The following is a 21,386-nucleotide window of genomic DNA, read 5'->3' as shown; positions in this document are numbered from 1 at the left end:
GATGTCAGGAAAAAAATTTACAACTTCGTCGTTTATAGAAGCTAAAAAGAAAAATGAGAAAATTTCAATGCTCACTGCCTATGACTATTCGACAGCGAAGCTTTTGGACGAGGCAGGGGTAGACAGTCTGTTGGTAGGAGATTCATTGGGGATGGTTGTACTGGGATATGAAAATACCCTTCAGGTAACTGTAGAGGATATTGTTCATCATTGTAGGGCAGTGGCAAGGGGTGTGAAAAGAGCCTTAGTGATTGCCGACATGCCTTTTCTATCCTATCATGTTAGTGTAGAGGAAAGCGTACGTAATGCTGGACGGATGATTCAAGAAGGAAATGCCCATGCAGTGAAGCTGGAGGGAGGAGAAGAAGTAATAGACAAGGTGAGGGCCATCGTTAAAGCACAAATTCCTGTGATTGGTCACCTAGGCTTGACACCCCAGTCCGTAAATCTTTTCGGCGGTTTTAAGGTACAGGGAAAAAGTGAAGAACAGGCAAAAAAAATGATTCAGGATGCTTTATTGCTTCAAGAAGCAGGTGTATTTGCTATTGTGTTGGAGTGTGTGCCAGAGCCCTTGGCTAAATTGATTACAGAGAAGTTAGACATCCCTACCATAGGCATAGGTGCAGGGAAGTATTGTGATGGACAGGTATTGGTAACCCAGGATATGCTGGGCATGTTTTCTGATTTTAAGCCTAAATTTGTGAAGCAGTATGCTCAATTAGGGGAGGATATGAAAATAGCATGTAAGCAGTATATCGAAGAAATGAGGGACATGGAGTTTCCAAGCAAGGAGCACACCTTTGCCATGGATGAGGACGTGTTGTCAAAATTGTATTAATGGCAGGAGGCTAGGCAATGAAGATTGTTGAAACGGTTAAACAGATAAGAGAAGAAGTAGCAAGGGCTAGACAAGAAGGAAAAAAGGTAGGATTTGTGCCTACCATGGGATATCTTCATGAGGGGCATGCTTCTCTGATTCAAAGGGCAAAGGCAGAAAATGAGTTTGTGGTGGTAAGTATTTTTGTGAATCCTACCCAGTTTGGCGTGGGTGAGGATTTTGAAACCTATCCTAGGGATTTGGAGCGGGATAGTGAGATTGCAGAACAGGCAGGGGCAAATATCATTTTTCACCCTACTGTGGGTGAAATGTATCCTTTAGGATATAGAACATATGTGGATGTAGAAGGTATCACCAGTAAGCTGTGTGGCGCATCTCGACCAGGACACTTCAGAGGTGTAACAACCATTGTCAGCAAGCTTTTCCATATGGTAAAGGCAGATCGTGCCTATTTCGGTCAAAAGGATGCCCAGCAGGTTGCTGTTATTCAGCAGATGGTAAGGGATCTGAATATGGATATTGAGATCGTACCCTGCCCCATTGTGAGAGAAGCAGATGGATTGGCCATGAGTTCAAGAAACACCTATTTGAATCCATCAGAAAGACAAGCTGCCCTCATACTCTCAAAATCCCTTTTTGAAGCCCAGGGCAGGATTGATCATGGGGAGCATGATGCAGGAAAGCTAGGACTGTGGATCAAGGAAAACATTCAGACTGAGCCTTTGGCAAAGATAGATTATGTAGAAATTGTGGATGCTGTGACCTTGGAGGAGATTGAAGAAATCAAGGGAGATGTTCTCATTGCTTTGGCAGTGAGAATTGGAAAGACAAGGCTAATCGATAATATACGCTTGGAGGTATAAAACCATGTTGTTGAATATGTTTAAATCAAAGATTCACCGGGCTACAGTCACAGAGGCAAACCTAAATTATGTGGGAAGTATTACCATAGATAAAACCCTTCTTGATGCAGCCAATATTCTCCCTGGTGAGAAGGTTCAGATTGTAAATAATTACAATGGTGCCCGCTTAGAGACCTATGTGATTGAGGGAGAGGCCAACAGCGGTGTGATCTGCTTAAACGGCGCAGCCGCCAGATTGGTTCAGCCGGGAGACAATGTAATCATCATTGCCTACTGCTGGGTAAGCCCTGAAGAAGCAAAAACATTAAAGCCAAGTATCGTATTTGTGGATGAAGACAATAGAATTCTAGAGTTGGCAGAAATTGAAAAGCATGGAGAAATAAAATAAGTGCACGGAGTGCACAGGTTGAGGTTAAGGTTAAGGTTAAGAAAAACCAATGGGCGAATAATGTTCGCCCATTTTTATTGTCGGTTTTTAGGGCCCTAATTGACGTCCCTATCAACCTTAACCTTAGCCTCAACCTTGCGTAGCTTTGCTACGCATTAATCTCCTTACATAAACTCCTCCATGAGTTCATCAAACTTATGACGTATGTCTAGATCCTGCTGAACCACAGGGGTTCCTCGCTCTCCGGGGAGTTTGCTGTAATAATCTGGATCTGTATTTTGATAGAGAATGCCCGTGAAGAGCCCATCTGTTTCGATGTATTTATTCATGGCTTTTTGAAAATCTGCAGTGTTATGGTTCCCTTCATCATCCAGATTGACCAGGTGATCCCTAAACCATTGATAGGTATTGGTTTTATTAAAGGTTACACATGGGCTGAATACATTAACAAAGGAGAAACCCTTATGCTGAATGGCTTTTGTGATGATATCCACCAGTTGGTCCTGGTAGGCAGAAAACCCTTGGGCCACAAAGGTTGCACCAGCAGATAGGGCTAAGAGCCCTGGTTTTATCGGTGCTTCGATGGAACCATGGGGCGTACTTTTCGTAACAAAGCCCGTCTGGCTTAATGGAGAAGTATGACCCTTTGTAAGACCATAAATTTGATTGTTCATAACAATGTATGTCATATCAATATTCCTGCGGAAAGCATGGATGGTATGGGCTGTTCCGATGGCAAAGCCATCACCATCGCCTCCTGAGGCCACCACGGTAAGTTCCGGATTTACCAGCTTAATGCCTTGGGCTACAGGTAAGGCCCTTCCATGGATGCTGTGAAAGCCATAGGCATTTAGGTAGCCTGAGATTCGCCCAGAGCAGCCAATGCCAGAAACAACAGCTAGGTTGTGGGGTTCAATATCAAGGTGGGCTGCTGCAGCTTGTAGGGAGCGAAGGACGGAAAAATCACCACAGCCGGGGCACCAGGTCGGTGTCGTTTGGTTACTATAATTCTTTGCATTTCCCATTATATCAGCTCCTTGATCTTGTTATGGATTTCTTCATATTTAAAGGGTGTACCATCATACTTAAGGAGACTTTCTATTTTCCTATGAAAGCCAACTTCTGATTTGATGATAGCTGCCAATTGACCAGTGGCATTTCCTTCGATCACCAATATCTTGTTATACTTTGCACATAATTCTTCCAGTTGTTTAATGGGCATAGGCTTAATCATCTTAAACATGCCATAAGTCGCAGGAAGTTGTTCTCCTTCTACTACCCGTTGAATCATACCGAAATTGGAACCAACGGAAAGAATGAGCAAATCACTTTCCAACTGACCATAAAGATCGATATGGTCTAACTCTTTTAATCCTTGGAGTTTTTTCAATCTCTTGTCCATCATCTTTTTTCTGTTATCATTGCCTTCAAAGGGTTTACCGGTTTCCATGTGCTCTATACCTGTGATGTGGTGCATACCGAAGGGCTGCCCTGGAATAATCCTAGAAGATACCCCATCATCTGTAAAAGCAAAGCGCTTAAAGGGCATATCTGATTCTGTAAACTCATTGGAATTCAGAAGTTTTCCCCGATCTATCTGAATTTTTGAAGAATCTAATGGATCAATGGTCTGTCTAGACAGGCCCAAGTGGAGGTCGCTCAAAATCATTACAGGACATTGATACTGTTCTGCCAAATTAAAGGCATCTATGGTTTGATAAAAGCATCCTTCCACAGTATATGGAGAAAGGATGATGATAGGTATTTCACCATGGGCACCATAATATAGAAAGTCTATATCACTTTGCTCGTGCTTTGTAGGCAAGCCAGTGCTTGGACCTCCCCGCTGTATATCTGCGATGACCACAGGGATCTCAGTCATGGCTGCAAGGCCAATACCCTCCATCATTAAGGATAATCCAGGACCAGATGTGGCAGTCATGCTTCTGACGCCACCGTAGGCTGCACCTACTGTCATGGTAATGGCAGAGATTTCATCTTCTGTTTGGATCATGACACCATTAAAACCTGGAAACTTTTTTGTTAAGTATTCCATAACCTCAGAGGATGGAGTGATGGGATATGCTGCCATAAATCGGCATCCTGCCATGAGAGCACCAAAGGCTATCGCTTCATTCCCAAGCATGGATGCTTTTTTTTGATTGTTTTGTACGGGTGATAATCTGTACTGATGGGAGAGGGAATTGTTTTCCAAAGGCAGTTCATAACATGCTGTCAGGACCTTCATATTGTTTGCAACAATTTCTTCTCCTTTACCGTTGAAATTCTTTGAAATCACACGGCTTACGGATTCGATAGGCATATGAAACAATTGTCCTAAGAACCCTACTACGCCAGTATTTTTCATGAGGGTATTCCCATACTGCTTTGCAATGCTCGTAAAAGGGATCGGAAGAATGATATAGGATGAGGGCGCAATGGATGCTAGCAGTTCTTTCACAGAGACGATGTCATCATAGACGAGCAAACCGCCTTTTTTAAGCTTAGGAAGATTTATTTCGATAGAATCTTGGTCAAAGGCAATCAAGATGTCCAAAGAATCATCACAGCTTAAGGTTTTGTGGGTTGAAATATCGATGACATAATTTGTATGTCCACCCTTTATTCTAGAAGAAAAGGTTCTATAGCCAAAGGCATAATATCCTGCTTGAGAAAGAGCACGGATCAGGGTATCTCCAACGCTAACGATTCCCTCACCTTGGATACCGCCAAGCATGAGGGTTAGTTGTTTTATCAAAATGATCACTCCTCTGTGGATTTTTTCACATGCTTTACATATACCTACAAAGACATCACTCTAATCAGAGAAAATATTTCACTTGTATTATATGTGAATAGGTTGGAAAATATGGTTTCCTATTTCTTGGGAAAAATCTGCGATGAGCATGGCAAGCTTTGGTTCAAGGTGATATTGTTGTAGAAGTGTAGTTGAACTGAAATGTATACATAAAAAGGTATCAAGGGGAGAATAATGTTTATATACAAATATGGAGGTGTAATCAATGGTTGAAAAAAGAAGAGAGCAGGGTCAGCTAAATATAGGCCAAATGTTTGTACGAATTCTGGTTTCCATGATTGTACTTGCAGTTGTGGCATTTTTTACCCCTTATTTTTCAATTACAGGATTTGTACCATTACTTTTGGCCGCAGTAATAATTGGTGCGTTGGACTATCTGATTGAAAGATTTACAGGATTTGACGCGACGCCTTTTGGCAGAGGCATCACAGGATTTATTGTTGCAGCAATTATCATTTATCTGACAGGATATTTGGTTGCTGGTGTAACTGTAGGTTTTATGGGTGCTATATTGGGAGCATTAGCCATTGGTATCGTCAACATGATCATCCCTGGAAAGGGAGTGTTTTAAAAAACGCTTAGATCTAAGCGTTTTTTATTTTAATATAAAAGAATGCGCAAATTGCTGAATTGTGGTAAAATATGTCTTGTGTAGGTTGAAAATAAAAAATCCATATATGCAATACATATAGACGAAAGGGTGAAGGTATGAAGGGGGACAAGGCAATTGCCGGGATGATCGTAATCCTGACCATGGTACTAATGGGTGGTACTGTGGGCATGGCAACCAGCTACTATTTGATGAACAGTGCAGCCAGCGTAGAGGCAGAGGCGAAGCAATTTAAGACCCTTGAACAGGAGTTTGAACAAAGCAATGAGAAACGAGTGAATACTGAGAATGAAGAAGTAAAAATAGATAGTCCTGGGGAACCGGTACAGCCGCTGAAAACAATTCAAACCGAGCAGATGGGGGAATTGCACCAAGCCTTAGATATTTGGAAGGAAATCATGTTTCAAGTAGCTAAAGGAGAGTTATCTCAGGAAATGGCTGGGAAATTACTGTATTCAATATCTGGGGAGGTTTATAAAAGAAACCTGCCAGAAACATTTTCACCCTATTGGTTAAGAAGTGTTATCAAGCACAGAAAGGATCAAGAAAATGTGCTGCAAGGGATACAGTTTTCCGAGGCTATTCATGAAAAGAATGGAATGACTTTGGTAAACGTCACAGAGACCTATACGAAGACCACAGCATCCTATCAGCTAAAATTAAAGAAGGAAAATGATCAATGGCGTTTTATTACCCAGATCATACAATAGAGCTTGAGTAGACCTCAGGCTTTTTTCATACATACAGGAATTATGGTTTTCATCTCTTACGGAAAAAGAGGAAGAAGACTTGAGTGTGTAGAATTGTTTAAGGTCAGGAAACAGAAAAAATTGAGGGAGAATCGAAAATGAGAAGAATCATGATCGTATGTTTACTGCTGTTATCTATGGGATCAGCTGTTTATGGAGATGATGCTGTATTGGGCGGCAGTGGGAATACTGTTTATCCCATATATGATACCCAGGTAGAAATGCTGTCTGAGAAAATAGATATTGAAGTACAGGGAGACTATTCCCTTGTACGGTGCGAGTTTCTTTTTAGAAATACCGGGGAGAAGGAAACGATTACGGTAGGATTTCCAGCCTATGGCACATTACCGCCCTTGGAGCATCGAGCTGCCTTTGAAGATGATGAAAAGCTTTATGACTTTCAAACCTATGTGGATGGACAAGAAGTGAAGACAGTTATAAAGGAAGGCTTAAAGGAAGAAGGAAACAATCAAGGAAGTATGTATTATGCCAATTGGCATGTGTGGGAGATGACATTTGATAAAGGGCAGGAAAGAAGGGTAATCAATACGTATCGTATAAAAAATGCCTATGACTCTATTGGAGGAAAAACAATAAAATATATATTGGATACGGGCGCTACATGGAAAAATAAAATTGGATATGGAAAGGTGAACGTTCACTTTGATCAAAAGATGGATCCACAGAATTGGAGCATTATAGATTACCAAGGCTATGAAAATCATCCCAATGTAAAGGTAAAGGTATATCCTGAAAACAACCAAATCCTTTGGGAGTTTTTTGATGTAGAGCCTGACTTTAATATCGGATTGTATTATCAAGAGCCTATGGAAAGACAATACCATTTGATTTTTGATGGGGTAGAGGATGGAGCGAGCAAGGAAAAGAATATGGTGAAGAACCATGGCTTAACAGCATACAAAGCCTACATGGCTGGTGATGATGAAGAGGCTTTGGAGGCAATCAAAAAAGTCAATAGCTATAAGGAACACGGGGATAAGGAAGTAGCCAGCTATGCCTTAGAAGCAGCCAATTATCTTGACTATTATCGGGGGCTTATCCATATGAAACAAGGGGATACCAAGGGGGCTATTTATTACCTAAAACTCAATGGGTTATTACAGGATAGGAATGTATATCTTTTAAGTCAGCTCTATAAGACCACCGGCAATCACGATCAATATATACAAATGTTAAATCGAATGATCAAAGGAAATGTATACGGAAATGTGTTAAGAATTTGGGCCTATCAAGAACAGCAGGGATTGCCCCAAGGTATAAAAGTGAAATATGGTATCACGGATAGTGAACTGAAGATTACAGAGTCCCAAGAATCTATAAAAGAACAGTCAAAGACCCCATCCAAGAAGCAAGAGGCCTTTTCCTATAAAGGATTTATCGTGTTCAATATGGGAATCGTCATATTCGTATTTGTAATTTTTTGGAATATAAGAAAGAGATAAAATAATGGTAGAATATAGGGAATTTGGATATATAGTTAATGATTAAGGATTGTTTGTAACGTTTCCTTAAAATCTATAAAAAATGGTGAGTGTTTGATGAAAAGGATAAATAAATACATTGTTTTGTATATGATGATCATGGGTTTTGTGTGGTTTATTCAGTTTAAAATGGTGGAGGAAAAGGTGCAGGCTGCCGATGTTCAGATTGAAACGCCTATAGCCTCGGCGATTATTTCTTCTGCAGAAGGGCAGGACAATAGTCCAGCGTTAGAAGAATTGGATGGGGCACCTACTAACGGGGAAGAGATTGATCAAATCCAAACCAATAGCGAGAACAGGATATCTTACAGCATCAAGAATCATGTATTTTATAAAGGCGGCGGGCAAGCGTCAAAGATTGCGCTTACCTTTGATGATGGACCTGACCCCTATTATACAGGGAAGGTTCTGGATATTTTAAAGGAGCATGAGGTCAAAGCAACCTTTTTTCTGATAGGCACCCATATAGAAAAATATCCTGACGTAGCAGCCCGTATTGCGGAAGAAGGTCATGGGATCGGAAACCACAGCTGGGGGCATAAAAAGTTTACATGGCTTTCACCAACGGATATTCAAAGTGAATTGGAGAAGACAGGGGATTTGATTGATTCCATTACTGGCTATCATTTCAATATTTTTAGGCCGCCCTTTGGTACAATGAATAAAAAAACCCTAGAGCTGGTAAACGCTGCAGGTTATAACGTGGTCAATTGGTCTGTAGACACAAAGGACTGGAGTGGTACGCCGGTATCAAAGATTTTGTATTATGTTAAAATGCAGTTAAAGCCTGGGGGAATTATCCTCATGCACAGCAGCGGCAGGAAGCAGGCCATGGAAAACATGCTGGCATCACTGCCCCAGATTATCCAACTGGCCAAGGAAAAGGGATATGTATTTGTAACCGTACCAGAGGTTTTAGGTTTGGAAGAGGATACTGTGATAAATGTGGAGGAAGGGAAACAGGGGGAGTAGACCAATGTTAGTCAAAACGGAGATAACGCAATCGATTTTGGACTTCTTAAGGGCAGATTTGCCAGTGAATCTGAACCTGCTAGGAATCATAGATAATGTTCCCCACATAGAAATCTATGTAGACCATGTGGAGAAACCCAGGGGTGTATTTATAAAGAAAGGCTATTTTCATTATCTGTATACCAAAGAAGACCAATTCATAGAGGCTGTGATGAATCAGTTCTTGCAGGAAGGATTCTATGGATTTTCGGGGGTGGAATTATCCATTGGGAAAAAGATTATGGAAAAATATCATGTGGACTGGACCAGTCCGTGCACCCTTTATTATATGCCAACGGAAAACTTAAATATGAAACTGATGAAGCATTCTGTCCAGTCGATCGCACTGGAGGACGCTGATATTATAGATCATTTTTATACCTATCGGAACGAGTACAGTTTAGAAGCCATCCGAAAGGATATAGAAGAACGTCCTTCTTCAGCGATCTATGTGGATGGAGAAATCGCCTGTTGGGTTCTCGTCCATGATGATGATTCCATGGGTATCATGTATACCAAGGAGAATCATAGGAAAAAGGGATATGCAGTGGATGTGACCATTGATCTGGCATCAAAGATGATGAAAAAGGGAAAGGTTCCATACTTACAGATCGTGGAAGGAAATAATATGTCACCTGGTTTGGCAAAGAAGTGTGGTTTTGTTGAATGTGGGAAAGTCATATGGTTTGGCATCGTAGCGGGTAATCCAAAGGAATAAATGGAAGGGAATAAGCCCACAGAGTATCTAAATCTACTTAGAAGATCGCCCTTGAAGGATTCAAGGGTTTTATTTATAATTAAAATTTCCAATTATTTCTTGTAAAAGTGAAACAAAATCATTAGATTTTACGTCTTTAAAAAGGAATGTATTACATAGCACCCAGACCAGCAGATTTGATGATATAGCATACAGGCTGCGGTTTAAGGAGGGAGAGGGTTATTATTGGTATGGTGAATATCCAGAATGTGCGGAAAGTATACAAAATAGGAGAAGAACGGGTTGTAGCATTAAATGATATTTCCTTGAAGATTCATCCAGAGGAGATATGTTGTTTTCTAGGCACCTCTGGTTCAGGGAAATCAACTCTTTTAAATATTATGGCTGGTTTAGAGAAGCCTACAAAGGGAACCATCACAATTCAGGGGAAGAAAATAGAAAAAATGAGCGAAAAGGAAGTCACTAAATTTAGACAAAAAAATATTGGGTTCGTCTTTCAGTCCTATAACCTTCTTCCATCTCTGACCGCATTGGAAAATGTAAGTCTTCCCTTGACATTCCGGGGAGTGCCGAAAAATATGCGTGATCGAATAGCCATGGAAATGTTAGAGTCAGTAGGCCTCAAAAAACATATTGCCCACAAGCCATCTCAAATGAGTGGAGGGCAGCAGCAGAGAGTAGGAATTGCCAGAGCTTTTGTGAGCAAACCCCCTATTGTCTTTGCAGATGAGCCCACGGGAAATCTTGATTCAAAAACAACAGAAGAAGTCATGTCCCTCATGCTGAATATGGCCCGAGAATATAAGCAGACATTGATTCTTGTTACCCATGATAAGAGTATTGCTGAATTTGCAGATCGAATCGTGTATATTTTAGATGGAAACATTGAAAAAGTAGAAGAAAAAGGTTTGATGAAAGGGGCGGGAATAGAATGAAAAATTCATTTCTTTACATACTTGTGTTTATCATTATCTTAATGGGCGTTTATCCTACAAGCTATGCTGTCACAGAAACGGAAACAGATGTAGATCCTTACATGGGAAGTCCAAACCTTGTGATTGGAAGAAACACAAAAATGCCTATATTTAAAGCAGGAGAAGAAGCAAGACTTGCAATTCCCATTGAGAATACCAATGTGGGCACTGCAAGGAATGTAATCGTTACGCCGGTCATTGACGATCCAAATAGTTATCCCTTTGATATTGATGAAATGGCGACAAAAAGGAGAATCCATGAGATAAACGGTCACGGTAAGGAGGAGGCTGTTTTCTACTTTAAAGTAAAATCAAATGTGGAAGGAAAGATATATCCACTCAAATTTAATATCGAGTGTACTAGTCTAAGCGGGGGTTCATTTAATCAAGCTGACACGGTAAATGTAAAAATAGAAAACAATCTTAAGATACCCTCTTTACAAGTTAATAAGGTAAGTATAGAAGGAGATGCTTTAACCAGTGGCAGAACAAAATCTGTAACACTGCATATAGAAAACACAGGAGATTTGACTGTTAAAGATGTGGACGTGCGCTTAGGTGGATTTTCAAACGACGGTCTCATCTTAGGTTCTACCGTAGATACTCAAAAAATAAAGACATTAGAGGGCGGCAAACAGCAAAGTGTTATTTTTAAAATTTCTGCGGCTTCCACCATGGAAGACGGAACCTATAGCTTAGACCTTACCATGGATTATAAGGATGAGTACAACAAAGTCTACAAAAATGAAACGAAGATATATCTTCCTGTGGATGGGGCAGGTTTAAAAGAAACGAACTTTTCTTTTGAAAATCTAACATATCCTGGTGGAATCGTTGGGACAAATAATGACTTTAAGATTTCTTTTGATTTGAAGAATGTTGGTAATGCAGAGACAGAAGGCCTTCAGGTAAGCATTGATGGAGGAAATGAAATATTGCCCAAATCATCCCCGGTGAGAAATATAAAAGGATTACCCCCAGGTGAAAGTAGAAGTTTCGAGTTTGTTTTATTTGCCAAGGACGGCATTGAGTCCAAAAACTATCCAGTGAAAATCAACGTAGCCTATGATGTAATGAATGGAAGATCCAAGACTACCCAAAGTATCAGCCAATATGTGGGCATATTGGTCAATGATCAAGGAGACAAAAGCGGCGTACCGAAAATCATTATTGATAATTATGACTATAATGGAGAATTTGTAAAAGCGGGAGAGAATTTCCCTTTAAACATCTCTTTTTTCAATACCAACAAGGGAAGCGCTGTGCGAAATGTGAAGGTAAGTCTTAGTGCTGACGAGGGTGTATTTTCTCCAGTGGGCAGCAGCAGCTCCTTTTATATCGGAGAGATTTCTGCTGGGGGAAGAGTGGAAAAGAGCCTCATCCTAAAGCCAAAGATCGATGCAAGTTATAAGACCTATAACATCGCTGCAGACATAGAATATGAGGATCATAAAGGAGAAAAGCTTGCGGCTAAGGAGGTCATCAGTATTCCAGTCATTCAAGAAACGAAGCTATTAATCTCCGATGCAGAAGTACCCACTGAAAATTTAGTGGGCAGCGCTGTGGGTGTTACAATGGACTTTTACAATGTAGGTCGGGCACTCATCCGGAATTTGATGATTCGAACCGAAGGAGACTTTGAAATAAGAGATGGAAGCTTATACATAGGAAATCTAGAAGCTGGTAAGGACAATTATTATGATGTAACTGTCATTCCTGGCAAGACTGGAAATTTGGCTGGGAAAGTAATATTTGAATATGATAATGAAATTGGTGAACATTATGCCATTGAAAAGGAATTTCAAATTCAAGCCATGGAAATGCCTGCACCTCCAATGCCAGATCCATCCATGGAGATGCCCAAACCACAGCAGGGATTGTCAATGAAAGCTTGGATCCTTATGAGTATTTTCTTATTGGGTATTGGTGGAGTCGGGGTAGTTTGGCGTAAAAAGCGGAAGAAAAAGCTGGAGGAAGTGACAGCCGATGAATAATCTGGACTTAATCAAGATGGCCTTAGGCAACTTGCTGCGGAGGAAAACTAGAACATTGCTCACGATTTTAGGTGTGGTGATTGGCACCAGTTCCATTGTTGTTATGCTGTCATTAGGTATTGCCATGGATTATAGCTTTAAAGAGCAGCTTTCTAGAATGGGTAGTTTAAATTTGATCGACGTGAACAACTATGGATTTTATGGAGAGGGTATAGCACCTGGTGGTGGAAAAGACTTAAAGCTTGATGACCATGCGGTGAACAGTATCCGCCAAATTCAAGGGGTTCAAGGCGTTATGCCTATCAAGACTGCTTATGTTCGAATTGTGGCAGGAAAAATGATGGGTAATCTTCCTGTTATCGGCATTCAACCCGAACTTATGGAGGTCTTTGACTTTAAAGTGGAGACAGGGCGCTTGCTTATGGCTTCTGATAAGGATGCAATTGTTTTTGGTAAACAAATAACCATGAATTTTTATAATCCACGTCTTCGTAATCCACAGTTTGGACCCATGGGACCAGAGCCTCCTAAGATTGATCTGATGAACAATAAGCTGATTTTAACCACGAGTATGGAATACGGGGAAAGGCGAATGGCAGGTGTAGAAAGGGATCCTAACCAGAAACCGCCGAAACTTTATAAGGTGAAGGGGGTAGGTATTCTTCAAGAAAGTCAAAGTGAGAAAGACTATAACGCCTATATGCATATGGATACGCTTCAGAAAATTCTTGAGGAAAGCCAAAGAACTGAGCAGGGGGAAGGGCAGAGACGAAGGGGAAGCCAACAGAATGATCAGTATGAGCGAGTCAGTGTAAAGGTAGAAGATATTAACCAAGTGGAAGCTGTACAGGAACAAATTAAAACCATGGGTTTTCAGCCTTTCAGTTTGACAGATATGCTTAAATCTATGAAAGAAACCTCAAGAAAGATGCAGGCTATTTTAGGTGGTATCGGCGCTGTGAGTTTATTTGTTGCAGCCATTGGCATTACTAATACCATGGTAATGAGTATTTATGAAAGAACGCGAGAAATTGGAGTCATGAAGGTGTTAGGTGCAGATTTGACAGATATTCGAAAGCTATTTCTACTGGAAGCAGGTATGATTGGCTTTGGTGGCGGTTTGCTGGGTCTTGTACTAAGCTATTTGATTTCCCTTGGATTAAATAAGATTGGTGGAGGATTCCTTGGTGGTATGGGTGGGAACACTGGAATTTCGGTGATTCCCTTTCAGTTAGCCATGGCAGCGCTGGCTTTCTCAACGATAGTAGGACTTGTTTCTGGATTCTCACCAGCAAGGAGGGCCATGAATCTGAGTGCCTTAGAAGCCATTCGCTCCGAGTAAATATCCATAGGAAGACGCCTTTTATAGGCGTCTTTTGAATGTTATTGACATCCCGCCGAGGCACTACTATAATTACTACAATATGTATTGTTGATCAACTGGGATGGGAGGGATTTCTTTGGAGCTTGGAGAACAGAAACTGTTAGATATCAAGGAGGGCCTAAAGAGCGGGGTGCCCATAGTGATTGGCTATATACCCATTGCCATGGCCTTTGGTATTCTAGCGAAAACAGAAGGTGTCTCTCTCTTGGATACCATGCTGTTTTCAGTATTGGTCTTTGCTGGAGCGAGTCAATTTATGGCCTTAAATTTACTGGCTGTAGGTGTAGGCGCGGGGGAAATTATCCTGGCAACACTGCTTATGAATTTCCGTCATTTTCTGATGAGTGCTTCTCTCGCAGCCAAATTGGAGGATCGAAGGAAGCGATGGATCCCGCTGGCAGCTTTCGCTGTCACCGACGAGACCTTTTCCGTGGCGGCTTTAAGGCAAGGGACGCTAACGTTAAACTATCTATTGCCCATGGAGTATGCTGCCTATGGGTCTTGGCTAGGAGGAACTGCCCTTGGCTACCTTTTAGGCAGCGCATTACCGGAATTAGTAAAAGCTAGTATGGGGGTTGCCCTGTATGCCATGTTTACAGCAATTTTGGTACCAGCCGTTCGTAAATCGAAGGTGGTCACAATCCTAGCTCTTGGAGCAGGAATATTGAATACAGTGCTGAGTTATTCCAGGATTGTAACTTCAGGATGGAGTCTAATTCTTACAATTCTTTTGGTGGCAGCTGCTGGGGCATGGATATTTGACGGAGAGGAAGTGGAGAGGGATGAATGATATGCTTGTATTGATTGTGGGAATGATGGCAGTTACCTATCTACCCAGGGTGATTCCATTCTTTATTGTTTCTCAAACGAAGCTGTCCAAAAGAATCCAAAGATTCCTGCAGTTTATTCCCTATGCAGCCCTAGGTGCGCTCATTATCCCTGGTGCTTTTTCAGCCACGCCTGACATGCCATCTGCAGCCATGGTAGGAATACTCTTCGCTGGATTATATGGATGGTTTAGGGGAGGGATTATTATTCCCGTATTAGGGTCTATCATCGCTACCTGGATGATTTTATCGTCAGGTTTTGGTATGATTATGTAGTGCCAGATCAGATTATTGGAAGAGAAGGGGGAGAAACATGGTTTCATATCTATTACAGGGTTTTATGCTAGGACTTGCTTATGTGGCACCCATAGGAATGCAGAACCTATATGTAATCAACACAGCAGTAAGTATGAAAAGAATTAGAGCATATCAAGTTGCATTCATTACGATTTTTTTTGATATTTCCCTTGCAATTGCTTGCTTTTTTGGAATGGGATTATTGATGGACCAATTTGTCCTTTTAAAAAAGGGAATCCTCTTGGTGGGTGGGGCAGCCGTAGTTTATATTGGGGTTAACTTGGTAAAATCAGTGCCAGAGATTCAACAAGGGGTGAATGTAAATAAGACACTTTTAGAAACAGCAGGAATTTGCTTTGCTGTAACCTGGCTCAATCCCCAGGCATTGATAGATGGGTCCCTTCTTTTAGGTGGTTTCCGTGCATCTTTGCCCATAGAGGCGTCTAGGATATTCATTTATGGTGTCTGTGCTGCATCTTTTACATGGTTCATGGGCCTTGCAACCATCGTTTCTATTTTTAGAAACTTAATCAATAGCAAAGTGTTACGGTGGATCAATTGGATTTGTGGAAGTATCATCATTTATTATGGCTTAAAGCTATTATATGATTTTATGAAGATGATGTAGATGGGTCTTTGCGTACATAAAATTTTTTTACTGTAATCATTCGTATATCGAAATAGTGATCTAGCACAAAGGAGATTAGGTCATTTGAGAAATGGGGGAAATATATGATTCAAGGACATTTTGGGGAAATTGCATCCTTTATTACCGCAGTATGCTGGACCATTACGGCAGTAGCTTTTGAAAAGGCGGGACGCAGAATAGGTTCTCTATCAGTAAATATTATTCGTCTTGTGATGGCTTTTGTTTTGATTGGTTTATATACCACCTTTTCAAGAGGAATGTTTCTACCCTTGGATGCCACCAGAGAGGCATGGATTTGGCTGACATTGTCTGGGATGGTGGGCTTTGTCATAGGAGACCTATTTTTGTTTCAGGCCTATGTAGAAATAGGTTCTAGAATTTCTATGCTGATTATGGCTACAGTGCCGCCAATCACGGCATTGGCAGGATTCATTCTTATGGGAGAAACCTTGACCTTGGTAGACTTATTAGGTATGTTTATCACCATAGGCGGGATCGCCTTAGTGGTTCTGGTAAGGGGATCTACAGAAGAAAAGAAAGTAGAACTTTCCCATCCCTTAAAGGGATTAGTCTATGCCTTCATTGGTGCCTTGGGTCAAGCCTTTGGATTGATTCTAAGTAAATATGGTATGGGGGCTTATGATGCCTTCGCTGCTACTCAGATTAGAATTATCGCTGGTATCATTGGCTTTGCTGTAGTCGTTACCTTTGCAAAAAGCTGGGGTAAAATCTATGAATCATTGAAAGATCTGAATGCCATGAAAAATACAACCATAGGCGCATTCTTTGGTCCCTTTGTGGGTGTATCTTTTTCCCTTTTGGCGGTGCAGCATACAACAACTGGGGTTGCGTCTACCATAATGTCCATCAATCGAATATTGATTATTCCTGCCGCAATTCTTATATTTAAGGAGAAGGTATCGATGAAGGAGATTATTGGCGCGTTGATTACCGTGGTTGGAGTTTCTCTATTGTTCATGTAGTGATGGAGAAAGATATGGCAATGATATAGACAGGGGAATAATTTTTAAGGGTATTTGGAAATGGAGGAAAATAGATGGAGTTAAAGAAAATCAAAGGTCAGATTTATTACATACCCAATGTGGTGAATATAGGCTGCATTGTTCAGGGGAATGATGTTATTCTTATCGACACAGGACTAGAGGACGCTGTAGGGAAGAAGATCATAAATTTATTGGAAAAAGAAGGGCTTGATGTAAAAGCGGTGATCAACACCCATTCCCATGCAGACCATTTTGGCGGGAATGCCTACATAAAGGAAAAAACAGGGGCTATGATCTACGCCCCTGCCATTGAAGAGGCAGCCATAAAATACCCGTATTTTGAACCCATGTACCTCTTCTCAGGGGCAAACCCTGTGAAAGAACTACACAACAAATTCCTGATGGGAAAGCCTTCCCCTGTGGATTATGTCATTGGCAGTGAAGAAGAGACCTTGGAGATTCTGGGACTGTCCCTTAGGGTTCGTTCTTTACCAGGGCATTCCATGAATCAAATCGGCATTGAAATGGATAACGTCATATTCTGCGGCGATGTCTTCGTTGCGGAGGAGATATTGAAGAAGCATAAGATTCCTTTTAATATGGATATTCAAAAACACCGGGATACTTTGCATTGGTTGAAAGGGACGAACTATGAATGGTACATCCCATCCCATAGTGGGCCGATCCAGGATGTGAAAGAAGTGGTGGACATAAATTTTCAGGTGTTGGATGAGATTGATCAGTGTATTGGCACCCTTTTGGCAGAGCCCCAGACTACGGAAGAGCTGGTGCAGCATGTCTGTGATGCCTATGAAATTCACTGTACCAACCTAGGGCAATATTATCTGTTTCATACAGCCATCATGGCCCATATCAGTGCCTTATCCGATCAAAAGAAAATCCGATCCCAGATAGAAAACAATCGGGTATATTGGGTGGTATCGTAGGGGAAGATCGAGGTTAAGGCTAAGGTTGAGGTTAAAAGAGTAGGGGCGATTCACGAATCGCCCGCAGACCACAGATACTATGCAACACCTACAGGCTGTATCGAATAAATAGCGGGCGAACACTGTTCGCCCCTACATTTTTTTCACCTTTGGTAAAGGCAAATAAATCCTTATCTTGGTACCTACTTGGACAGTGCTTTCTACTTCAATATGCCCCTTGTGACGATCAATGATCAGCTTAGCAATAGATAGACCAAGACCGTGACCACCACTGGCCTTCGTTCTGGATTTATCTGAGCGATAGAAACGATCAAAAATATGGGGTATGTCTTCTTTCGGTATGCCTGCACCCGTATCCTCAATGACGATAACAGCATGCTTTTTCTGAAGAAAGGTCTCAAGATGAATGACGCCGCCAGATGGTGTAAACTTTACACTATTGTCTATAAAAACCCGTAATGCCTGTTTTAGATTTTTGCGATCAGCCTGAATGCTGATCTTTTCTTTTGAGGTGTATTGAATGTCGTGGTTATCATCAATTAGTCGCGTTTCTTTGGTCACCTCGTCCAGCAAATCGTTGAGCACAAATTCTTCGATGTCCAGCTTTTGTAAACCCTTGTCGCTTCTAGCTAAAAACAGAAGTTTCTCCATAAGGGACTGCATGTTTTCTGCCTCTCCCTTGATGGCATAAATGGACTCTTCCAACACTGCGCGGTCATCCTTTCCCCAACGATCCAATAGATTGGCATAGCCTTGAATCACAGCAATAGGTGTTCTCAGTTCATGGGAAGCGTCTGATACAAATTGATTTTGTCGATCATAGGAGGCTTGAATACCATCGAACATCTCATTAAAGGTTTCTGCCAGCTCTTTCAATTCATCCTGAGAGCCCCTCACATCTAATCGGCGATTTAAATCATAAATATTAATATTCTTAACGGTTTCAGTCATGGTTTCAATGGGCTTTAGCATTCTCCTGCTGATACTGGAGCCGATGATTAGAATCATGACAATACCAATACCGTTTACAGCCAATAGTACAAGGCCAAGAATCTGAATATATGCGTTGTCAGTTTTCATATTTTTTTCCACTTGAATAAAGTGATTTTTAGTGCTTGTGGGGATAGACTTTGTTAGTACCATGTATTGACCATAATTTTGATCCAGGACTGTGGGAGAATCCAGTTGTAAGAACAATTGGATATTGGCGTGATCCTCCTCCGTACTATATACAATGATATTTTCCCTGTCAAAAATATGAATCTCTAGATCTTCCTGCTTTGCAAGATCAACAATGTTTTCTTGGGCGATTTGGCCGTTTTCATCTGTATAATAGGCTAAGATAAATTGGGTATTTCGTTCTACATCCTTGCGAACCTGCTCCAAGAGAAAGAAACGAAAGCCCAGGAGGATACTGGCGTTGGAGAGGAGCAACAGAATAGATATAATCAAGGCGTAAACCACGGTGATTTTAAAGGTGATAGAAAAGCGGAAAAGCCTTCGAATCCGTTGTCTAGCACCCTTGAAAATCTTCCCAAAGGATTGAAATATCCAACCAATACCTTCAAAGAGATAGGGAAGGCCTTTGATCAATATCTTTATGCCGTAAAACAGAAATAAAATAAGCTGATACAGCAGTCGAAAGATTTTTTTTAGACTATTCATCTTTGAAAAGGTATCCCACCCCTCGAATGGTATGGATGAACTTCTGGTTGTATTTTTCATCAATTTTGCTTCTCAGATATCGGATATATACATCCACCACATTGGTATCTCCAAGATAGTCGTATCCCCATACAGCTTCAAGGATTTTGTCCCGGGTCAAAACGATATTCTGGTTTTCCATAAGGTATCTCAATAAATCGAATTCCCTTTTGGTCAAGTCAACGGTCTCATCTTGATATGTTACCAAATGCTGCTCTAAATCCAGCTTCAAACCATTAATAGAAAGAGGTTTTGAAGAATGCGTCAGATTTTTTTTACGCTTTAGGGCTACCCGAATTCTAGCCAATAATTCTTCGATGGCAAATGGTTTCGTGACATAATCATCAGCACCCAAGTCCAATCCCATCACCTTATCCATGGTATCATCCTTGGCAGTTAGCATGATGATCGGTGTTTCCATGGTCTGACGAATACGGCGGCAAACCTCCATGCCATTGAGACTTGGCAGCATCACATCTAGTATAATAAGGTCGAAGGTGCCTTGGAGACTTTCTTGTAAGCCCGATCGACCATCATAGGCTAAGGTCACATGATAACCTTCATATTTCAGTTCCAGTTCTAAAAAACGGGCAATCTTTACTTCATCTTCCACGATCAAAATCCTAGGTGCATCCAATACCGTTCACTCCTATTCAACGAAACTCTTTTTTCCATTATATCTCATTTCATTATAATTAAACATAAATAACCTACATGTCCATGTAGGTTATTAGGGGTAAGGTAGTAAGATTCTTTATTTCTCTGTTCCTTGTTCAGGAGCAGTCTCCGTGCGAAGCTTATCCGTCATATCATCTACGGCGTTGGACACCTTATCTAGTACTTTATTGATCTGTAGGTCTCCTCCATCTTCCTTTTCAATCTTGATCTTATGCTTTGTCAGCAGGGCTACGGGTAAGCCAATCACCAAAACTGGGGTAGCTACGATACCGATGAGGACAGCGGCTGTAACTGGTAGATTAATGATGTTTTCATCATCTTTTTTGATGATAAACTTTGTTTCATTTCCTTTTCGAAGGATATCCTTTACAGTGGCCATAAACTTTCCTTCACACTTAGACTTTCTTTCAGGTCGAAGCTTGCTTTCCTTTTCTAAATACACCAATGCTTCCACAATATCATCGTTACACTTCTCTAATGCATCTTTAGCATCCTGATAGCTTACATTGGCTCTTTCCCTTAATAAATCGATTCTTTCTAATGAGATTGACATCTTTATCCCTCCATGTATTGTTTGATATAATTAGTATAAAATAGAGGGATTAAAGGATCTTTAAAGAAAGATTAGAATTTGATTAGAAAATGGAAATAATGAAAATAAAAAGAATTTCATCCGATGGCTAACAACTCTAAGACTCCCGCTTGCACGCTGTGTAAGCGATGATCAATAAATCAAAGATTTATGATCTCTGCTTATACAAGCGGGAGACAAGAGTTGTACAGCCCCTGGATAACACGACTTGACGTTCAGGTGGAGTTACCTGTGCCCGCGGGTGCAAACTCCATCTGAACGAGTCTTAGTTGATTGGAGTGTGAGAAGATGCGTGTTTTTATTGCAATAGAGCTTGAAGATGGATTGAAAGCATACATAGGAGAGAAACAGCAGGAGGTAAGAACCCATAGTGAAAAGGGAAATTTTACACGATTAGAAAATCTTCATCTTACCCTGCGGTTTATGGGAGAGGTGCCAAACCAAGGGATAGAGAAAATAAAGGAGGCCATGGCAGCCACAGCAGAGGAGATAAACGCCTTTCCAATGACATTGGGAACATTAGGGGAGTTCCCCAGGGGAAACAAGAAAATATTATGGATGGGTATACATCAAGGACAGCCAGCCCTGCAGCAGCTCTTTCAAGCGTTAGAGAAATGTCTTGAAGAGAAGGGCTACTCTCGAGAGGAAAAAGGATTAAAGCCCCATATTACCTTAGGCAGAGAAGTTATTCTAAAGAAGCCTTTTGATGAACTAAAGGAAGAAATAGCAGTGGAGGAAAAAAACATCGAAGTAAAAGGGATTACATTGATGGAGAGCACCCGTATTCAAGGCGTTTTAACCTATGTACCCATATATCGTAGGAATCTACAATAACATAT

At 41.0% G+C, this 21,386-nt stretch carries 22 protein-coding genes; 17 read left to right on the top strand and 5 right to left on the bottom strand.

What is annotated here, in order from left to right:
- Position 1 precedes the first annotated feature (1 nt).
- Genes panB through panD form a run of 3 tightly spaced genes read left to right on the top strand, consistent with a single transcriptional unit; the run spans position 2 to position 2,089 of the window.
- Complete coding sequence (panB, locus tag K0R93_RS00875; protein WP_300296119.1) at positions 2–838, top strand: 3-methyl-2-oxobutanoate hydroxymethyltransferase; 837 nt, start codon at positions 2–4, stop codon at positions 836–838.
- A gap of 17 nt (positions 839–855) precedes the next feature.
- Positions 856–1,701, top strand: coding sequence for a pantoate--beta-alanine ligase (panC, locus tag K0R93_RS00870; protein WP_300296117.1), 846 nt, complete (start codon positions 856–858; stop codon positions 1,699–1,701).
- Positions 1,702–1,705: 4 nt separating this feature from the next.
- Positions 1,706–2,089 (top strand): aspartate 1-decarboxylase, encoded by a 384-nt coding sequence (panD, locus tag K0R93_RS00865; RefSeq protein WP_300296114.1) that lies wholly within the window; start codon positions 1,706–1,708, stop codon positions 2,087–2,089.
- 164 nt (positions 2,090–2,253) lie between these two features.
- Here panD and K0R93_RS00860 read toward each other — a convergent pair whose 3' ends face one another.
- The gene (locus K0R93_RS00860) at positions 2,254–3,114 is read right to left on the bottom strand and encodes a 2-oxoacid:ferredoxin oxidoreductase subunit beta (protein WP_300296111.1); all 861 of its coding nucleotides are present in this window, start codon (positions 3,112–3,114) and stop codon (positions 2,254–2,256) included.
- Positions 3,114–4,847 carry a 2-oxoacid:acceptor oxidoreductase subunit alpha gene (locus K0R93_RS00855; protein ID WP_300296108.1) on the bottom strand — a complete coding sequence of 578 codons (1,734 nt, stop codon included), beginning with the start codon at positions 4,845–4,847 and terminating at the stop codon, positions 3,114–3,116. Before K0R93_RS00855 ends, K0R93_RS00860 begins: the two co-directional genes overlap by 1 nt.
- A gap of 265 nt (positions 4,848–5,112) precedes the next feature.
- Between K0R93_RS00855 and K0R93_RS00850 the strand changes: the two genes are divergently transcribed.
- The 13 genes from K0R93_RS00850 to K0R93_RS00790 all read left to right on the top strand — a co-directional run bounded on the left by K0R93_RS00850 (position 5,113) and on the right by K0R93_RS00790 (position 17,573).
- Positions 5,113–5,478 carry a phage holin family protein gene (locus tag K0R93_RS00850; protein WP_300296106.1) on the top strand — a complete coding sequence of 122 codons (366 nt, stop codon included), beginning with the start codon at positions 5,113–5,115 and terminating at the stop codon, positions 5,476–5,478.
- A gap of 137 nt (positions 5,479–5,615) precedes the next feature.
- Positions 5,616–6,227, top strand: coding sequence for a hypothetical protein (locus K0R93_RS00845; protein ID WP_300296103.1), 612 nt, complete (start codon positions 5,616–5,618; stop codon positions 6,225–6,227).
- 137 nt (positions 6,228–6,364) lie between these two features.
- Positions 6,365–7,729, top strand: coding sequence for a tetratricopeptide repeat protein (locus K0R93_RS00840; RefSeq protein ID WP_300296101.1), 1,365 nt, complete (start codon positions 6,365–6,367; stop codon positions 7,727–7,729).
- Between the two features lie 96 nt (positions 7,730–7,825).
- Positions 7,826–8,740, top strand: coding sequence for a polysaccharide deacetylase family protein (locus K0R93_RS00835; protein ID WP_300296098.1), 915 nt, complete (start codon positions 7,826–7,828; stop codon positions 8,738–8,740).
- Positions 8,741–8,744: 4 nt separating this feature from the next.
- Positions 8,745–9,497, top strand: a complete 753-nt coding sequence (locus K0R93_RS00830) for a GNAT family N-acetyltransferase (RefSeq protein WP_300296096.1) — start codon at positions 8,745–8,747, stop codon at positions 9,495–9,497.
- Positions 9,498–9,727: 230 nt separating this feature from the next.
- Positions 9,728–10,432 (top strand): ABC transporter ATP-binding protein, encoded by a 705-nt coding sequence (locus K0R93_RS00825; RefSeq protein ID WP_300296093.1) that lies wholly within the window; start codon positions 9,728–9,730, stop codon positions 10,430–10,432.
- The gene (locus tag K0R93_RS00820) at positions 10,429–12,465 is read left to right on the top strand and encodes a COG1361 S-layer family protein (protein WP_300296090.1); all 2,037 of its coding nucleotides are present in this window, start codon (positions 10,429–10,431) and stop codon (positions 12,463–12,465) included. Before K0R93_RS00825 ends, K0R93_RS00820 begins: the two co-directional genes overlap by 4 nt.
- Positions 12,458–13,807 (top strand): ABC transporter permease, encoded by a 1,350-nt coding sequence (locus K0R93_RS00815; protein WP_300296087.1) that lies wholly within the window; start codon positions 12,458–12,460, stop codon positions 13,805–13,807. Before K0R93_RS00820 ends, K0R93_RS00815 begins: the two co-directional genes overlap by 8 nt.
- 118 nt (positions 13,808–13,925) lie before the next feature.
- On the top strand, positions 13,926–14,639 hold the full coding sequence (locus tag K0R93_RS00810) for an AzlC family ABC transporter permease (protein ID WP_300296084.1): 714 nt from the start codon (positions 13,926–13,928) through the stop codon (positions 14,637–14,639).
- Positions 14,632–14,952, top strand: coding sequence for an AzlD domain-containing protein (locus K0R93_RS00805; RefSeq protein WP_300296080.1), 321 nt, complete (start codon positions 14,632–14,634; stop codon positions 14,950–14,952). Before K0R93_RS00810 ends, K0R93_RS00805 begins: the two co-directional genes overlap by 8 nt.
- A 37-nt stretch (positions 14,953–14,989) precedes the next feature.
- Entirely contained in the window at positions 14,990–15,601 is a 612-nt protein-coding gene (locus K0R93_RS00800; protein WP_300296077.1) for a LysE/ArgO family amino acid transporter, read from the top strand.
- A gap of 104 nt (positions 15,602–15,705) precedes the next feature.
- Positions 15,706–16,605: a DMT family transporter gene (locus K0R93_RS00795; protein ID WP_300296074.1), complete on the top strand. Its 900-nt coding sequence runs from the start codon at positions 15,706–15,708 to the stop codon at positions 16,603–16,605.
- A 74-nt stretch (positions 16,606–16,679) separates the two neighbouring features.
- Positions 16,680–17,573, top strand: coding sequence for an MBL fold metallo-hydrolase (locus tag K0R93_RS00790; RefSeq protein WP_300296072.1), 894 nt, complete (start codon positions 16,680–16,682; stop codon positions 17,571–17,573).
- A 132-nt stretch (positions 17,574–17,705) separates the two neighbouring features.
- On the opposite strand, the gene K0R93_RS00785 is transcribed toward K0R93_RS00790, so the two are convergent.
- From K0R93_RS00785 to K0R93_RS00775, 3 genes are all read right to left on the bottom strand, one after another.
- Positions 17,706–19,238: a sensor histidine kinase gene (locus tag K0R93_RS00785; protein WP_300296070.1), complete on the bottom strand. Its 1,533-nt coding sequence runs from the start codon at positions 19,236–19,238 to the stop codon at positions 17,706–17,708.
- Positions 19,231–19,914 carry a response regulator transcription factor gene (locus K0R93_RS00780; protein WP_300296067.1) on the bottom strand — a complete coding sequence of 228 codons (684 nt, stop codon included), beginning with the start codon at positions 19,912–19,914 and terminating at the stop codon, positions 19,231–19,233. Before K0R93_RS00780 ends, K0R93_RS00785 begins: the two co-directional genes overlap by 8 nt.
- Positions 19,915–20,031: 117 nt before the next feature.
- On the bottom strand, positions 20,032–20,508 hold the full coding sequence (locus K0R93_RS00775; RefSeq protein WP_300296064.1) for a DUF4342 domain-containing protein: 477 nt from the start codon (positions 20,506–20,508) through the stop codon (positions 20,032–20,034).
- A gap of 327 nt (positions 20,509–20,835) precedes the next feature.
- Between K0R93_RS00775 and thpR the strand changes: the two genes are divergently transcribed.
- On the top strand, positions 20,836–21,381 hold the full coding sequence (gene thpR / locus K0R93_RS00770; protein ID WP_300296062.1) for an RNA 2',3'-cyclic phosphodiesterase: 546 nt from the start codon (positions 20,836–20,838) through the stop codon (positions 21,379–21,381).
- The last annotated feature ends 5 nt before the right edge of the window (positions 21,382–21,386 follow it).

Source organism: Anaerosolibacter sp. (genome assembly GCF_029240175.1).
Taxonomy (GTDB): domain Bacteria; phylum Bacillota; class Clostridia; order Peptostreptococcales; family Thermotaleaceae; genus Anaerosolibacter.
The sequence above is the reverse complement of the archived record's forward strand: the minus strand, read 5'-3'. Positions and strand labels throughout refer to the sequence as shown.

Bases quoted from the DNA above. Each gene is read 5' to 3' on its own strand.
- K0R93_RS00790 (WP_300296072.1), top strand. From the start codon at position 16,680: ATGGAGTTAAAGAAAATCAAAGGTCAGATTTATTACATACCCAATGTG.
- K0R93_RS00830 (WP_300296096.1), top strand. From the start codon at position 8,745: ATGTTAGTCAAAACGGAGATAACGCAATCGATTTTGGACTTCTTAAGG.
- K0R93_RS00820 (WP_300296090.1), top strand. From the start codon at position 10,429: ATGAAAAATTCATTTCTTTACATACTTGTGTTTATCATTATCTTAATG.
- panD (WP_300296114.1), top strand. From the start codon at position 1,706: ATGTTGTTGAATATGTTTAAATCAAAGATTCACCGGGCTACAGTCACA.
- K0R93_RS00805 (WP_300296080.1), top strand. From the start codon at position 14,632: ATGAATGATATGCTTGTATTGATTGTGGGAATGATGGCAGTTACCTAT.
- K0R93_RS00845 (WP_300296103.1), top strand. From the start codon at position 5,616: ATGAAGGGGGACAAGGCAATTGCCGGGATGATCGTAATCCTGACCATG.
- thpR (WP_300296062.1), top strand. From the start codon at position 20,836: ATGCGTGTTTTTATTGCAATAGAGCTTGAAGATGGATTGAAAGCATAC.
- panC (WP_300296117.1), top strand. From the start codon at position 856: ATGAAGATTGTTGAAACGGTTAAACAGATAAGAGAAGAAGTAGCAAGG.
- K0R93_RS00840 (WP_300296101.1), top strand. From the start codon at position 6,365: ATGAGAAGAATCATGATCGTATGTTTACTGCTGTTATCTATGGGATCA.
- K0R93_RS00850 (WP_300296106.1), top strand. From the start codon at position 5,113: ATGGTTGAAAAAAGAAGAGAGCAGGGTCAGCTAAATATAGGCCAAATG.
- panB (WP_300296119.1), top strand. From the start codon at position 2: ATGTCAGGAAAAAAATTTACAACTTCGTCGTTTATAGAAGCTAAAAAG.
- K0R93_RS00815 (WP_300296087.1), top strand. From the start codon at position 12,458: ATGAATAATCTGGACTTAATCAAGATGGCCTTAGGCAACTTGCTGCGG.
- K0R93_RS00835 (WP_300296098.1), top strand. From the start codon at position 7,826: ATGAAAAGGATAAATAAATACATTGTTTTGTATATGATGATCATGGGT.
- K0R93_RS00800 (WP_300296077.1), top strand. From the start codon at position 14,990: ATGGTTTCATATCTATTACAGGGTTTTATGCTAGGACTTGCTTATGTG.
- K0R93_RS00785 (WP_300296070.1), bottom strand. From the start codon at position 19,238: ATGAATAGTCTAAAAAAAATCTTTCGACTGCTGTATCAGCTTATTTTA.
- K0R93_RS00825 (WP_300296093.1), top strand. From the start codon at position 9,728: ATGGTGAATATCCAGAATGTGCGGAAAGTATACAAAATAGGAGAAGAA.
- K0R93_RS00795 (WP_300296074.1), top strand. From the start codon at position 15,706: ATGATTCAAGGACATTTTGGGGAAATTGCATCCTTTATTACCGCAGTA.
- K0R93_RS00860 (WP_300296111.1), bottom strand. From the start codon at position 3,114: ATGGGAAATGCAAAGAATTATAGTAACCAAACGACACCGACCTGGTGC.
- K0R93_RS00775 (WP_300296064.1), bottom strand. From the start codon at position 20,508: ATGTCAATCTCATTAGAAAGAATCGATTTATTAAGGGAAAGAGCCAAT.